Raw genomic sequence first — 11,566 nt, 5'->3', positions numbered from 1 at the left:
GTCGTGGAAACTGGAAATCGGCGCATGGGTCAGGACGACCCGCCGTCGCGTGTCAGCTACGCCGCGGGGCGGGGGAAGTCAATCAGAGCGGCTTCACGACGACCGAGACCACGATCACCAGAAGCAACAGGGTCGGCACCTCGTTCATCATCCGGTAGCGGCGGCCGGTCAGCCCGTCGCCCGCGACCAGCGCCTTGCGCTGGCCCGCGCACCACATGTGAAACCACGTCATCGCCAGCACGGCGGCAGCCTTCACCCAGGGCCAGATCATCGTCCAGTCGACGACGCCCAGGCCCACGAGCCAAAGCCCGAAGACCCAGGTCGCGATCATCGCCGGGTTCATGATCGCCTTCAGGAGCCGGCGTTCCATTACCTCGAGCACCGGGAGCATCTCCGGCACCTCGGCGCGTTTCTCGGCGTGATAGACGTAGAGACGCGGCAGGTAGAACAGCCCGGCCATCCACGCGATCACCGAGATCACGTGACCCGCCTTCACCCAGAGATAGAGATCGCCCATCATGCCCCCCCGTTCGATCCCTCTCCCTATAAAAGAAAGAATTAAAGAAGGAAGATTTGGATAGTTGGAGGCCTGAATAACGGGGATTATCAGGGCGTCCCGGATCGGTTCACAGGCCGGCTTGGCGATGGCGCTTGCCCGCGCGGCTCTGGGGATAAGGCGGTCGGATGGCTGCGGGGCAGGCCGATCGGCTGTGGAGCGCTCTTGGGGTACGTTTCAGGGAAACGAGGGACAGAACAGCGCTCCACAGCCACCGGGCAAACCGGCGCGGGCGTGAAAGGTTCCGGCGCATCGCGGGAAAAACCGGCGCTTATCCTCGACCGCGGCGCAGGGCTGGCCTATCCCTCGGCCGGACACAGGCTTGCGAACAGGGTTACGGACAGAACCATCCACATGCTGACACTCGCGTCCCGATCCCCCATCCGCGCCACGCTCCTGAAGAATGCAGGGATCGCCTTCGAGGTCGCGCCCGCCCGCGTCGACGAGGACGCGGTGAAGGACGCGCTTCTGGAGGAGGGGCTGGGTCCGCGCGACGTGGCGGACGCGCTGGCCGAGCTGAAGGCGCTGCGCGTGCGCGCGCCGGGGCTGGTGCTGGGCTGCGACCAGACGCTGAGCTTCGAGGGGGCGCTGATCGGCAAGCCCGCGAGCCCCGAGGCGGCCGTGGCGCAGCTGGCGGCGATGGGCGGCAAGCGCCACAAGCTGCATTCGGCCGTGGTCATCGCCGAGGACGGGCGGCCCGTCTGGCGGCATGTCGCGGACGTGACGATGATGATGCGCGTCGCCTCCGAGGCCTACCTTGCGGATTACGTGGCGCGGAACTGGGAGGAGATCCGGCATTGCGCCGGCGGCTACATGCTGGAGGGCGAGGGCGCGCGGCTGTTCCACCGGGTCGATGGCGATTACTTCGCCGTCCTGGGGCTGCCGCTCCTGCCGCTGCTCGATTACCTGATCACGCGCGGCGAGGTCGCGATATGACGATCCTGGCCGGGGTGATCGGCGATCCGATCGGCCACAGCCGGTCGCCACGCCTGCACGGGCACTGGCTGCGGCGCTACGGGATCGACGGGCAATATGTGCCGCTGCATGTCCGCCCCGCGGATCTGGAGGCGACGCTGCGCCTTCTGCCGCGGATCGGGTTCGCGGGGATCAACGTGACCCTCCCGCACAAGGAAGCGGTCTTCGCGCTGGCTGACACGGTGACCGACCGGGCCCGGTCGGTCGAGGCGGCGAACACGCTGAGCTTCCGGGATGGCGGCATCCATGCCGACAATACCGACGGGATCGGCTTCATCGCCTCGCTACGGCAGGGCGCGCCGGGCTGGCCTGCGGACCGCCCCGCGGTCGTGCTGGGGGCGGGCGGCGCGGCGCGGGGCATCGTCGCGGCGCTGCTCGACGCGGGCGTGCCGCACGTGCGGATCGCGAACCGGACCGCCGCGCGGGCCGAGGCGCTGGCCGCGCGGTTTCCGGCGGCGGAGGCGATCGCGTGGGACGCCACCCCTGCGGCGCTGGCCGATTGCGGGCTTCTGGTGAACACCACGAGCCTCGGGATGGCGGGTCAGCCGCCGCTCGAGATCGCGCTGGATGACCTGGCCCCGGAGGCGGTCGTCACCGACATTGTCTATGCACCGCTCGTCACCGACCTGCTCGCGCGGGCCGCGGCGCGGGGCAACCCGACGGTGGACGGGCTGGGCATGTTGCTGCATCAGGCTGCGCCGGGTTTCGCCGCCTGGTTCGGCGCGACGCCCGAGGTGGATGACGCGTTGCGCCGCGCGGTGCTGGGATGATTGTGCTCGGGCTGACGGGCTCCATCGGCATGGGCAAATCGACCACGGCGCAGATGTTCCGCGATCTGGGCGTGCCGGTCTGGGATGCGGATGCGACGGTGCATCGCCTCTATGCGCCGGGCGGCGCGGCGGTCGGGCCGATGGCCGAGGCGTTCCCGGCGGCGATCCGTGACGGGGCCGTGGACCGCGCCGCGCTTCGCGCGATCATCACGCGCGACCCGCAGGCCCTGCGCCGGATCGAGGCGATCGTCCATCCGCGGGTCGCCGCCGACCGCGCCGCCTTCCTGGAGACGGATGCGCCGCTCGTGGTGCTGGACATCCCGCTGCTCTTCGAGACCGGGGCCGAGGGGCAGGTCGACCGCATCGCCGTCGTCTCGGCCCCCGCCGATCTCCAGCGCGCGCGTGTGCTCGAACGCGGCACCATGTCGGAGGCGGAGCTCGACGCCATCCTCGCCCGGCAGGTTCCCGATGCTGACAAGCGCGCGCGGGCCGATTACATCATTCCGACCACCGACCTGGAGACAGCGCGCGCCGCCGTCGCCGCCATCGTCGGAGAGCTGCGGGGGGAGACCTGATGCGCGAGATCGTGCTGGACACCGAAACCACCGGCTTCGAGCCGGACACCGGCGACCGGATCGTCGAGATCGGCTGCGTCGAACTGGTGAACCACGTGCCCACGGGCGAGGTCTACCACCAGTATATCAACCCCGAACGGTCCATGCCGCAGGGCGCCTTCGAGGTGCACGGGCTGGGCGACGACTTCCTGAAGGACTTCCCGGTTTTCAAGCAGATCGGCCACGCCTTCGTGGACTTCATTGGCGACGCGAAGCTGATCATCCACAACGCCGCCTTCGACATGAAATTCCTCAATGCCGAGCTGGACTGGATGGGCCTGCCGCGGATGCCGATGGACCGCGCCATCGACACGCTGGCCATCGCGCGGTCGAAGTTCCCGGGCTCGCCCGCCTCGCTCGACGCGCTCTGCAAGCGCTTCGGCGTGGACAATTCCTCACGCACCAAGCACGGCGCGCTGCTCGACAGCGAGATCCTGGCCGAGGTCTATCTGGAGCTGATCGGCGGCCGCCAGCCCACCATGTCGCTGGTGGGCACCGGCGGGCGCGACCGCGGCGGCGATGCCGGCGCGTGGAAGCCGCGGCCGCGACCCGCGCCCTTGCCGCCCCGGCTGAGCGAGGCCGAGGCCGCCGCCCATGCCGCCTTCGTCGAGGGGCTGGGCGAGGGCGCGTTGTGGAAGCGGTCGGGCTGACCGCCCGGCGGGCCGGTCAGGCCTGCTGGCTGTTCGCCTGCTCGGCCTGCGCGCGACGCGTCAGCTCGTTGCGGTAGAGCGACACGAAATCGATCTGTTCGAGGTTCAGCGGCGGGAAGCCTCCGTCGCGCGTTACGTCCGACACGATGCGGCGCAGGAACGGGAAGAGCATGCGCGGGCATTCGATCAGTAGGTAGGGATGCAGCTGCGCCTCGGGCACGCCTCCGATCTGGAACAGGCCGGCATAATCCAGCTCCATCGCGAAGATCGGCGTGTCGCCGCCCTTGGCCTTGGCCGTGATGTTCAGCTTCACCGCGACCTCGAACTGGCCCTCGGTCGGACGCTTGCGCGCGTCGAGACCGACCTGGACGTTGATGTCGGGCTGGCCCTCCATCGTCTGGCCCTTCTGGGCGCTGACATTCTCGAAGGACAGATCGCGGATGAACTGGCCCAGCACCTGAAGCTGCGGCGGCTGCGGGGCTTCGCCATTGGGGGCGGGCGTGGTCGCGGTCGGCTTGGCGTCGTCTTCGGCCATGATGGCGGGTCCTCGGTCTGGATTGGCTTTTTCGGGTCGCCGAGGGGGTAGCAGAGCGGCCGTGGCCGAACAACCGGGCGGGTCAGTCGCGCGGCTGGGTCCAGCCCGAGGGCCCGTCGCGCCGCGGCATTTCGACATAGTCGCCTTCGATCACGTCATCGGGCTGCGGCGGGTGGCGCGGATCGCGCGGGCCTGTGCCCACGGTGAAGGATTGTACGCGAACGCGCTTGCGGATCTTCGCGAGCACGAGGTCGCGGACCTGCGGCACCAGCAGCGCGAAGCCCAGCCCGTCGGTGAAGAAGCCCGGCGTCAGGAGCAGCAGGCCCGAAGCCAGGATCATCGCACCATGGGCCAGCGGCCGGGTCGGATCGTTCAACTCCTCGAGCGAGCGCTGGATGCGGCGGATTTCGGCCAGCCCCTGCCGGCGCACCAGGAAGGTGCCCAGCGCGGCGGTCGCCACGACGATCGCCAGCGTCGGCCAGAGGCCGATCCAGCCGCCCACCTGGATGAACAGCGCGATCTCGAGGATCGGAACGGCGACGAAGATCGCGAAAAGCCACATGCGGCGCAAACCCTTCGGAGGCGGGGCGCTTCCCTTGACCCCTTGCCGCACTTACATATGTGCGGGTCTTGGGATACCAACCCCTCGCGCCCGGAGAGAAGGATGGACGACGCCGTGATACAACTTCTGGTACTGGCCGGGATCGCCCTCTTCCTCGTGATCCGGCTGAAGAACGTGCTCGGCACGCGAACCGGCTTCGAGAAGCCGCCCGCGGTCGATGCCGCCGGCCGCGCGGATGTGCGCCGCGACTTCGAGGTGATCGAGGGCGGGCCCGACCGGGACATCACCGATCATGTCGATGACGGCACGCCCGCCGCCAAGGCGCTGGCCGCGATGAAGCTGGCCGAGCCGGGCTTCTCGGTGACCGAGTTCGTCGGCGGCGCGCGGCAGGCCTACGAGATGATCCTGATGGCCTTCGAGAGCGGCGATCTGGGTCAGGTTCAGGCCTTCCTGTCCGAGGATGTCTACGAGGCGTTCCTCTCGGTCGTCTCGGAGCGCGAGGACAAGGGCCTGCGGGTCGAGGCCAATTTCGTCGGCGTGCGCGAGACCGTGCTGCAGGAGGCCGAGTTCGACCGCGCCACGGACGAGGCGCAGATCACCCTGCGCTTCGTGGCCGAGCTGACCTCGGTCGTGCGCGACGAGGAGGGCACGATCGTCGAGGGCAACCCCAACGAGATCAAGAAGCAGCGCGACGTCTGGACCTTCGCCCGCCGCATGGGCGTCGACGATCCGAACTGGAAGCTGGTCGCGACGGGCGGCTGACATGACCGGCCCGCGCGCGGATACGGCCGCCCCCGAAACGGGGCGGCCTTCGTTTTCCGGGATGACGGGCTGGGACGCGGACGATCTGGACGCGGCGCTGGCGGCCTTCCGCCTCTGCTCCGACGGGCCCCTCGTCCAGGCGGCCAAGCACGCGAGCGACGCGCGCCGGTTCTTCGAGAGCCGGTTTCGCCCCGGAGCCGAGCTGGCTGGGCACTTCACCGGCTATTACGAGCCCGAGATCCCCGCGAGCCTGACCCGCAGCGACGCCTTCCCCGTCCCGATCCACGCCATGCCGCCGGGCGGCGTCTCGGCCACTCGGGCCGAGATCTCGCCGTTCCTCGCGGGGCAGGAGATCGCCTGGCTGCGCGACGAGGTGGACCGGTTCTTCCTCCAGGTGCAGGGCTCCGGCCGGTTGCGCCTGCCGGGGGGCGCGACGATGCGCGTTGGCCATGCCGGCAAGAACGGGCAGCCCTATGTCTCGATCGGCAAGCTCTCGGTCGAACGCGGCGTCTTCGGACCCGGGATCACCGCCGACGCGCTGAAGGACTGGCTCCGCGCCGACCCGGATCGGGGCCACGCGGTCATGAATGAAAACCCGAGCTACGTCTTCTTCGAGATCCTCGACCTGCCCGAAGGGTCGGGCCCGCGCGGCACGCTCTGCCCGGTCACCTCACTCCGGAGCCTCGCCGTCGATCCCACGCACACTCCCCTCGGGACGCCGGTCTGGATCGAGGTCGCCGGCCACGCGCGGCTCTGCATCGCGCAGGATACCGGCTCGGCCATCAAGGGCGCGGGCCGGGCCGACCTGTTCTTCGGCTCGGGCGATACCGCGGGCCGCGCCGCCGGCGCGCTGAACCATCCGGGCCGCTTCGTGCCGTTGGTGCCGCGATGAGCCGCCGCCGCCGCCAGCTTTCGCCCGAGGACCGGGACATCTGGGCACGGGTCACCCGGTCGGCCGATCCGCTGCACAAGGCCCGGCGCGATCCCGCGCCCGAGCCGCCCGCCAAGCCCGCCCCCCGGTCGCAGCCCGCGCCGGAACGGGCCCGCGTCGATCCCTTCCGGCTGGGCGAGCGGGCGAAGGCCCGCGGCTCGACCCATTCCCTGACCCCGAGCCTGCCCGAGCAGGTGCGTGCCCAACCCCTGCGCATGGACGCCAAGACGCATCGGCGCATGACCTCCGGCAAGCTGCGGCCCGATGCCAAGATCGACCTGCATGGCATGACGCTGGACCAGGCGCATCCCGCGCTGATCCGCTTCGTGCTGGGTGCGCAGGCCGAGGGCCGGCGGCTCCTGCTCGTGGTGACCGGCAAGGGCAAGCGGCGCGAGAGCGAGGGGCCGATCCCCACCCGGCTCGGCGTGTTGAAGCATCAGGTGCCGCAATGGCTGCGGATGCCGCCGCTGGGCGCGGTCGTCCTGCAGGTCAGCGAGGCGCATCGCAGCCATGGCGGCGCGGGCGCTTATTACGTCTATCTGCGGCGTTAGGGCCTTCGCCGCGCGCCCTGGATCGCCCAGGCCGACAGGGCCGCCGCGCCCAGGAAGTAGACCGCGATGGCGGGCATCTGCGCCGGAAAGCTCACGCCCAGGTCGATCGCCACCGCCGTCAGGCCCGGGCCGATGGCCGAGCCGAAGACCATGATCGCCGTGCCCATCGCCTTGATCGCGCCGATATGGCGTGTGCCGAAGAACTCCGCCCAGAAGGCCGGAGGCACGGTGGCTTGCGCGCCCGTCCCGATGCCGAAGACCAGGAGGCCCAGCGCCGCGCCCGCCAGCCCCTCGGCCGCCCAGATCAGCGCGAAGGCGAGCGCGAAGGGCAGCAGGTAGACCTGCATCAGCCGGCCGGCCCCGAACCGGTCGATCAGCGCGCCCGAGCCGAAGGTGACCGCGACCGAGACGGCGGTGAAGACCGGAAAGAGCGCGGCGAAATCGACCAGCGCCCAGCCCTTGGTGGCGGTCAGGTGAACCTGGTGGAAGAACAGCGCCGTGCCGAAGGCCGGCGGCCCGAGGAGCAGCGGCACCAGCGCCCAGAAAAGCGGGTGGCGCAGCACCTCGCCCCGGGTCCAGTGCCGGTCGCCGAGCCCCGTGGCCGATGTCGAAGCGGCGACGGATTGCGGCGTCCGCTCGGCTCGCAACAGGCGCAGCACGACCGGCATCACCAGCACGGCCAGCCCCGCCGCCACCACCCAGAGCAGGCGCCAGTCCACCAGTGCCATGGCCGAGACGAAGATCACCGGAAGCGCCGCCTGGCCGATGGCGAAGCCCATGGCCGAGATCGACAGCGCCTTGCCGCGCGTGGCCACGTACCAGCGCGCCATCGCGACGGCGGCGAAATGGCTCATCAGGCCCTGGCCCGCGAAGCGCAGCAGGAAGACCACCCCGACCAGCGCCGCGACCGAGCCGGCCACCGCCATCCCGAGGCAGGCCAGCGCCAGCAGGCCCAGCGCGACCATGGCCAGCACCCGGATCCGCAGCCGGTCGGTCAGCGCGCCGGCCCAGACCATGGCCAGCGCCGAGCTGGTGGTGGCGACCGTGTAGGTCAGGCCCCAGCCGCCGTCGCTGAGGCCGAATTCGGCCATGATCTGCGCCGCGAAGAGCGAGATGAAGAAGGTCTGCCCGTAGCTCGACGTGAATGTCAGCAGGAGTCCCGCCGACAGAAAGGGCATGTTGGCCCGGGCGAAGGCCCAGTAGCCGGGCGCCGCGGATGCGGCGGCGGTCACAGAACGTAGCGCGACAGGTCGGTGGAGCGCGACAGCTCGCCCAGATGCGTCTCGACGAAGGCGTCATCCACGGTGACGGCATCGCCGGCGCGGTCGGGCGCTTCGAAGGACAGCTCCTCGAAGACCCGCTCCAGCACGGTATAGAGCCGCCGGGCGCCGATATTCTCGACGCTGGAATTCACCTCGGCCGCGATCCGCGCCAGCGCGGCGATGCCGCCTTCGGTGAAGCTGACGGTGACCTCCTCGGTGGCCATCAGCGCGGTATATTGCAGCGTCAGCGCGTTGTCGGTCTCGGTCAGGATGCGGACGAAATCGGCCTCGGTCAGCGCGCGCAGCTCGACCCGGATCGGCAGACGGCCCTGCAGCTCGGGCAGCAGGTCCGAGGGCTTGGCCACGTGGAACGCGCCCGAGGCGATGAAAAGGATGTGGTCGGTGCGCACGGGCCCGTATTTCGTCGAGACGGTCGTGCCCTCGATCAGCGGCAGCAGGTCGCGCTGCACGCCCTCGCGGCTGACATCGCCGCCGCGCGTGTCCGACTTGGCGCAGACCTTGTCGATCTCGTCGATGAAGACGATCCCGTTCTGCTCGACCGCGCGCACCGCCTCGCGGGTGACCGCCTCCTCGTCGAGAAGCTTGTCGGCCTCCTCGTCGATCAGCAGGTCGTAGGAGGCGGCGACGGTCAGCCGCTTCTTGACGCGGCGCTGCATCATCTTGCCGAAGATTTCGCCCAGGTTGGCCATCTGGTCCATGCCGGGCTGGCCGGGGATCGCCATGCCCATCGGGTTCGAGGTGTCGGCGACCTCCAGCTCGATGATCTTGTCGTCCATCTCGCCGCTCCGCAGCTTGCGGCGGAAGGCCTCGCGCGTGCTGTCGCGCGCGTCCGATCCGGCCAGCGCCTCGATCACGCGATCCTCGGCGGCGCCGTGGGCGCGGGATTTGACGTCGTCGCGCATCCGCTCGCGAACCATCACCATGGCGGCATCCATCAGGTCGCGGACGATCTGCTCGACGTCCCGCCCGACATAGCCGACCTCGGTGAATTTCGTGGCCTCGACCTTCAGGAAGGGGGCGTTGGCCAGCTTGGCGAGGCGGCGGCTGATCTCAGTCTTGCCGACGCCGGTGGGGCCGATCATCAGGATGTTCTTGGGATAGACCTCCTCGCGCAGGTCGTCGCCCAGCTGCTTGCGCCGCCAGCGGTTGCGCAGCGCGACGGCGACGGCGCGCTTGGCGTCCTTCTGGCCGATGATGAACCGGTCCAGCTCGGACACGATCTCGCGCGGGGTCAGGTCGGTCATGGGCGTCTCCTTCGCGGCCTACCTAAGGGCCGATCACGGAAACGCAACGCCGGTCACGAGCGCGTGGACGGGGATGGCGGCGAGATCGGCAGTGGCGCGCAGTCTGCCGCCACGCCCCATCGACAGGAGATGTCCCGATGCACCGCAGAACCTTCCTCGCCTCCGCCGCCGCGCTCGCGGCCTCCCCCGCCCTGGCCGGGGGCCATGGCCGGCTCGGCAGCTTTACCGGCGCGTCGGGTCACGCGACCAACGGCACCGCCGAGATCGCCGATGGCCGGGTGAACCTGCTGGCCGATTTCCGCTTCGATGGCGCGCCCGATCCGAAGGTGGCGCTGGGCCGCGACGGTTATGATCCCGCCACGCTGATGGGCCCGCTCGCCGCCGATAGCGGGGCCAGCAGCTACGCGCTGCCCGCGGGCGTGGACCCGGCGGATTACAACGAGGTCTGGATCTGGTGCGAGCGGTTCAACGTGCCGCTCGGCGTGGCGCGGCTGAACTAGGCCGCGGGCGGCAGCCGGTCGCGCAAACGGCCCGGCAGCGGCGCGACCAGCCGGGCCCGTGCCGCCTGCCAGCCCGCGCCCAGCGCCACGAGCGCGGCCCCGATGGCCAGGATGACCGGCGCGAAGGCGTCGCCCTCGGTAGCGACGGCGACCAGCGCCACCGTGTAGCCCGCCGCCGAGATCAGGAAGGATCGGCGGTCGATCACCACGGCGACGAGCGCGATCGCGGCCAGGAACACCGCCAAAAGCGCGCGCGCCCCGGTTCCGCCCTCGAGCAGCGACAGGGCCACGGTGTTCACGATGGCCGGGGCCGCCACCACATGCAGCCAGAACCCGCTGGCCGAGCGCAGGCTGACGCGGTGCGGATCGGCCATGTCGAAGCGCATCGCGAAGCCGAAGAGCACGAGACCGAAGGCCAGCGTGCCCAGTGCGAAGGGCCCTTCGCCGGACAGCAGCAGGAGCGACTCGGTCGTGACGTCCTCGCCGGTCGCGGCCGCCAGCGTCAGGATCAGCGCGCCGAACGCCGCCGCCGCCATCGCCGCCATGGCGAAGGGCACGCGGTAGCGCAGCCAGAACGCCCCCACCGCCAGCGCGGTGAGCAAAAGCGGCAGGATCGAGCCTTCGGGATCGACGCCGCCGAGCAGCGTCACGCTGCGGAACAGGAGCGACAGGAGCCCGAAGGTGACGATGGTCCAGCCGACGGTCAGCAGGATCGCCGGGGCCACCATGCGGCGGCGGCGGATGAAATACTCGGCCAGCAGCGCAATCAGAAGCAGCGTGGCCGACAGGCCCAGCGTCCAGACCGCCGACCAGTCGCCCAGCCCGGCCGCGAGAGCCAAGACGCCGAACCAGCCGCTCGCCAGGATGCCCAGCCCGACCACGATGAAGATCTCGTTGAAGCCGCGGAACAGCTCGAACGGCTCCTCGCCAGGGCGGGCGCCGTCGCGGCCGTTGCGGCGGTCGGCGGCGAGCGCGGCCAGCCGCGCGGCCTGGGCCTCGGTGACGATGCCCGCGCCGACGGCGGCGCGCAGGTCGGCGGGCTCCAGCGTCATCCGATGGTTTCGACGGTGATGTTGCCGTTGGTGTAGACGCAGATATCGGCGGCGATCGCCATCGCGCGGCGGGCGACCTCCTCGGCGGAAAGGGCGCCATCCATCAGCGCGCGCCCCGCGGCGAGCGCGTAATTCCCGCCCGAGCCGATGGCGGTCACGTCATGTTCGGGCTCCAGCACGTCGCCCGCGCCCGTGACCACGAGGAGATCCTTGCCGTCGGTGACGATCAGCATCGCCTCCAGCTTCTGCAGGTACTTGTCGGTGCGCCAGTCCTTGGCCAGCTCGACGCAGGCGCGCTGCAACTGGCCGGGCGCGGCTTCCAGCTTGGTCTCCAGCCGTTCGAGCAGGGTGAAGGCGTCGGCGGTCGAGCCGGCGAAGCCGCAGACCACCTCGTGCCCGCCGGGGTTGAGGCGGCGCACCTTGCGCGCGGTGCCCTTCATCACGGTCTGGCCGACGCTGACCTGTCCGTCGCCCGCGACCACCACCTTGCCGCCCTTGCGGACGCCGATGATCGTGGTGCCGTGCCAGCCTGGAAATTCGCTCATGAGGTGCCCTCCGGTCGCATTGGTCCCGGATATGGG

At 70.3% G+C, this 11,566-nt stretch carries 15 protein-coding genes; 8 read left to right on the top strand and 7 right to left on the bottom strand.

All coding sequences use genetic code 11. The annotated features are described in order from the left end of the window. Nucleotides 1-82 precede the first annotated feature (82 nt). Complete coding sequence (locus P8627_RS08515; protein WP_279967360.1) at nucleotides 83-520, bottom strand: CopD family protein; 438 nt, start codon at nucleotides 518-520, stop codon at nucleotides 83-85. Between the two features lie 390 nt (nucleotides 521-910). On the opposite strand from P8627_RS08515, the gene P8627_RS08510 reads away from it, so the two are divergent. From P8627_RS08510 to dnaQ, 4 genes are read left to right on the top strand one after another with little or no spacing between them, the layout of a single operon-like run. Further along, on the top strand, nucleotides 911-1,492 hold the full coding sequence (locus P8627_RS08510) for a Maf family protein (protein WP_279967359.1): 582 nt from the start codon (nucleotides 911-913) through the stop codon (nucleotides 1,490-1,492). Beyond that, complete coding sequence (locus P8627_RS08505; protein WP_279967358.1) at nucleotides 1,489-2,301, top strand: shikimate dehydrogenase; 813 nt, start codon at nucleotides 1,489-1,491, stop codon at nucleotides 2,299-2,301. The genes P8627_RS08510 and P8627_RS08505 overlap by 4 nt, the downstream gene beginning before the upstream one ends. Continuing rightward, nucleotides 2,298-2,876 carry a dephospho-CoA kinase gene (gene coaE / locus P8627_RS08500; protein WP_279967357.1) on the top strand — a complete coding sequence of 193 codons (579 nt, stop codon included), beginning with the start codon at nucleotides 2,298-2,300 and terminating at the stop codon, nucleotides 2,874-2,876. Before P8627_RS08505 ends, coaE begins: the two co-directional genes overlap by 4 nt. Continuing rightward, complete coding sequence (dnaQ, locus tag P8627_RS08495) at nucleotides 2,876-3,565, top strand: DNA polymerase III subunit epsilon (protein WP_279967356.1); 690 nt, start codon at nucleotides 2,876-2,878, stop codon at nucleotides 3,563-3,565. The genes coaE and dnaQ overlap by 1 nt, the downstream gene beginning before the upstream one ends. A gap of 16 nt (nucleotides 3,566-3,581) precedes the next feature. Here dnaQ and secB read toward each other — a convergent pair whose 3' ends face one another. Both secB and P8627_RS08485 read right to left on the bottom strand, forming a co-directional pair. Beyond that, the gene (gene secB / locus P8627_RS08490) at nucleotides 3,582-4,100 is read right to left on the bottom strand and encodes a protein-export chaperone SecB (protein WP_279967355.1); all 519 of its coding nucleotides are present in this window, start codon (nucleotides 4,098-4,100) and stop codon (nucleotides 3,582-3,584) included. A gap of 82 nt (nucleotides 4,101-4,182) precedes the next feature. Beyond that, entirely contained in the window at nucleotides 4,183-4,662 is a 480-nt protein-coding gene (locus tag P8627_RS08485; protein WP_279967354.1) for an FxsA family protein, read from the bottom strand. 102 nt (nucleotides 4,663-4,764) lie between these two features. Between P8627_RS08485 and P8627_RS08480 the strand changes: the two genes are divergently transcribed. The 3 genes from P8627_RS08480 to P8627_RS08470 all read left to right on the top strand — a co-directional run bounded on the left by P8627_RS08480 (nucleotide 4,765) and on the right by P8627_RS08470 (nucleotide 6,906). After that, on the top strand, nucleotides 4,765-5,424 hold the full coding sequence (locus P8627_RS08480; RefSeq protein WP_279967352.1) for a Tim44/TimA family putative adaptor protein: 660 nt from the start codon (nucleotides 4,765-4,767) through the stop codon (nucleotides 5,422-5,424). 61 nt (nucleotides 5,425-5,485) lie between these two features. Then, a complete protein-coding gene (locus P8627_RS08475; protein WP_279967351.1) occupies nucleotides 5,486-6,316 on the top strand; it encodes an MltA domain-containing protein in 831 nt (276 codons plus the stop codon). Next, nucleotides 6,313-6,906, top strand: a complete 594-nt coding sequence (locus P8627_RS08470; protein ID WP_279967350.1) for a Smr/MutS family protein — start codon at nucleotides 6,313-6,315, stop codon at nucleotides 6,904-6,906. The genes P8627_RS08475 and P8627_RS08470 overlap by 4 nt, the downstream gene beginning before the upstream one ends. Here the strand turns inward: P8627_RS08470 and P8627_RS08465 are convergent. Next, on the bottom strand, nucleotides 6,903-8,138 hold the full coding sequence (locus P8627_RS08465; protein WP_347882299.1) for an MFS transporter: 1,236 nt from the start codon (nucleotides 8,136-8,138) through the stop codon (nucleotides 6,903-6,905). The two genes, P8627_RS08470 and P8627_RS08465, sit on opposite strands and share 4 nt — an antisense overlap. Then, entirely contained in the window at nucleotides 8,135-9,433 is a 1,299-nt protein-coding gene (hslU, locus tag P8627_RS08460; protein WP_279967348.1) for an ATP-dependent protease ATPase subunit HslU, read from the bottom strand. The genes P8627_RS08465 and hslU overlap by 4 nt, the downstream gene beginning before the upstream one ends. A gap of 137 nt (nucleotides 9,434-9,570) precedes the next feature. Between hslU and P8627_RS08455 the strand changes: the two genes are divergently transcribed. After that, nucleotides 9,571-9,933: a DM13 domain-containing protein gene (locus P8627_RS08455; RefSeq protein WP_279967346.1), complete on the top strand. Its 363-nt coding sequence runs from the start codon at nucleotides 9,571-9,573 to the stop codon at nucleotides 9,931-9,933. Here the strand turns inward: P8627_RS08455 and P8627_RS08450 are convergent. Both P8627_RS08450 and hslV read right to left on the bottom strand, forming a co-directional pair. After that, a complete protein-coding gene (locus P8627_RS08450) occupies nucleotides 9,930-10,985 on the bottom strand; it encodes a hypothetical protein (RefSeq protein ID WP_279967345.1) in 1,056 nt (351 codons plus the stop codon). The two genes, P8627_RS08455 and P8627_RS08450, sit on opposite strands and share 4 nt — an antisense overlap. Beyond that, nucleotides 10,982-11,530, bottom strand: a complete 549-nt coding sequence (gene hslV / locus P8627_RS08445; protein WP_279967344.1) for an ATP-dependent protease subunit HslV — start codon at nucleotides 11,528-11,530, stop codon at nucleotides 10,982-10,984. The genes P8627_RS08450 and hslV overlap by 4 nt, the downstream gene beginning before the upstream one ends. Between the last annotated feature and the right edge of the window lie 36 nt (nucleotides 11,531-11,566).

The sequence above is a fragment of the Jannaschia sp. GRR-S6-38 genome (genome assembly GCF_029853695.1).
Classification (GTDB): Bacteria; Pseudomonadota; Alphaproteobacteria; order Rhodobacterales; family Rhodobacteraceae; genus Jannaschia; species Jannaschia ovalis.
Note: the sequence above shows the minus strand (reverse complement) of the source record. Positions and strands in the feature narration are given on the sequence as shown.

Coding starts and splice junctions, on each gene's coding strand:
- P8627_RS08455 (WP_279967346.1), top strand. CDS start 9,571: ATGCACCGCAGAACCTTCCTCGCCTCCGCCGCCGCGCTCGCGGCCTCC.
- P8627_RS08470 (WP_279967350.1), top strand. CDS start 6,313: ATGAGCCGCCGCCGCCGCCAGCTTTCGCCCGAGGACCGGGACATCTGG.
- hslU (WP_279967348.1), bottom strand. CDS start 9,433: ATGACCGACCTGACCCCGCGCGAGATCGTGTCCGAGCTGGACCGGTTC.
- P8627_RS08485 (WP_279967354.1), bottom strand. CDS start 4,662: ATGTGGCTTTTCGCGATCTTCGTCGCCGTTCCGATCCTCGAGATCGCG.
- secB (WP_279967355.1), bottom strand. CDS start 4,100: ATGGCCGAAGACGACGCCAAGCCGACCGCGACCACGCCCGCCCCCAAT.
- coaE (WP_279967357.1), top strand. CDS start 2,298: ATGATTGTGCTCGGGCTGACGGGCTCCATCGGCATGGGCAAATCGACC.
- P8627_RS08505 (WP_279967358.1), top strand. CDS start 1,489: ATGACGATCCTGGCCGGGGTGATCGGCGATCCGATCGGCCACAGCCGG.
- P8627_RS08510 (WP_279967359.1), top strand. CDS start 911: ATGCTGACACTCGCGTCCCGATCCCCCATCCGCGCCACGCTCCTGAAG.
- P8627_RS08515 (WP_279967360.1), bottom strand. CDS start 520: ATGATGGGCGATCTCTATCTCTGGGTGAAGGCGGGTCACGTGATCTCG.
- dnaQ (WP_279967356.1), top strand. CDS start 2,876: ATGCGCGAGATCGTGCTGGACACCGAAACCACCGGCTTCGAGCCGGAC.
- P8627_RS08480 (WP_279967352.1), top strand. CDS start 4,765: ATGGACGACGCCGTGATACAACTTCTGGTACTGGCCGGGATCGCCCTC.
- P8627_RS08475 (WP_279967351.1), top strand. CDS start 5,486: ATGACGGGCTGGGACGCGGACGATCTGGACGCGGCGCTGGCGGCCTTC.
- P8627_RS08450 (WP_279967345.1), bottom strand. CDS start 10,985: ATGACGCTGGAGCCCGCCGACCTGCGCGCCGCCGTCGGCGCGGGCATC.
- hslV (WP_279967344.1), bottom strand. CDS start 11,530: ATGAGCGAATTTCCAGGCTGGCACGGCACCACGATCATCGGCGTCCGC.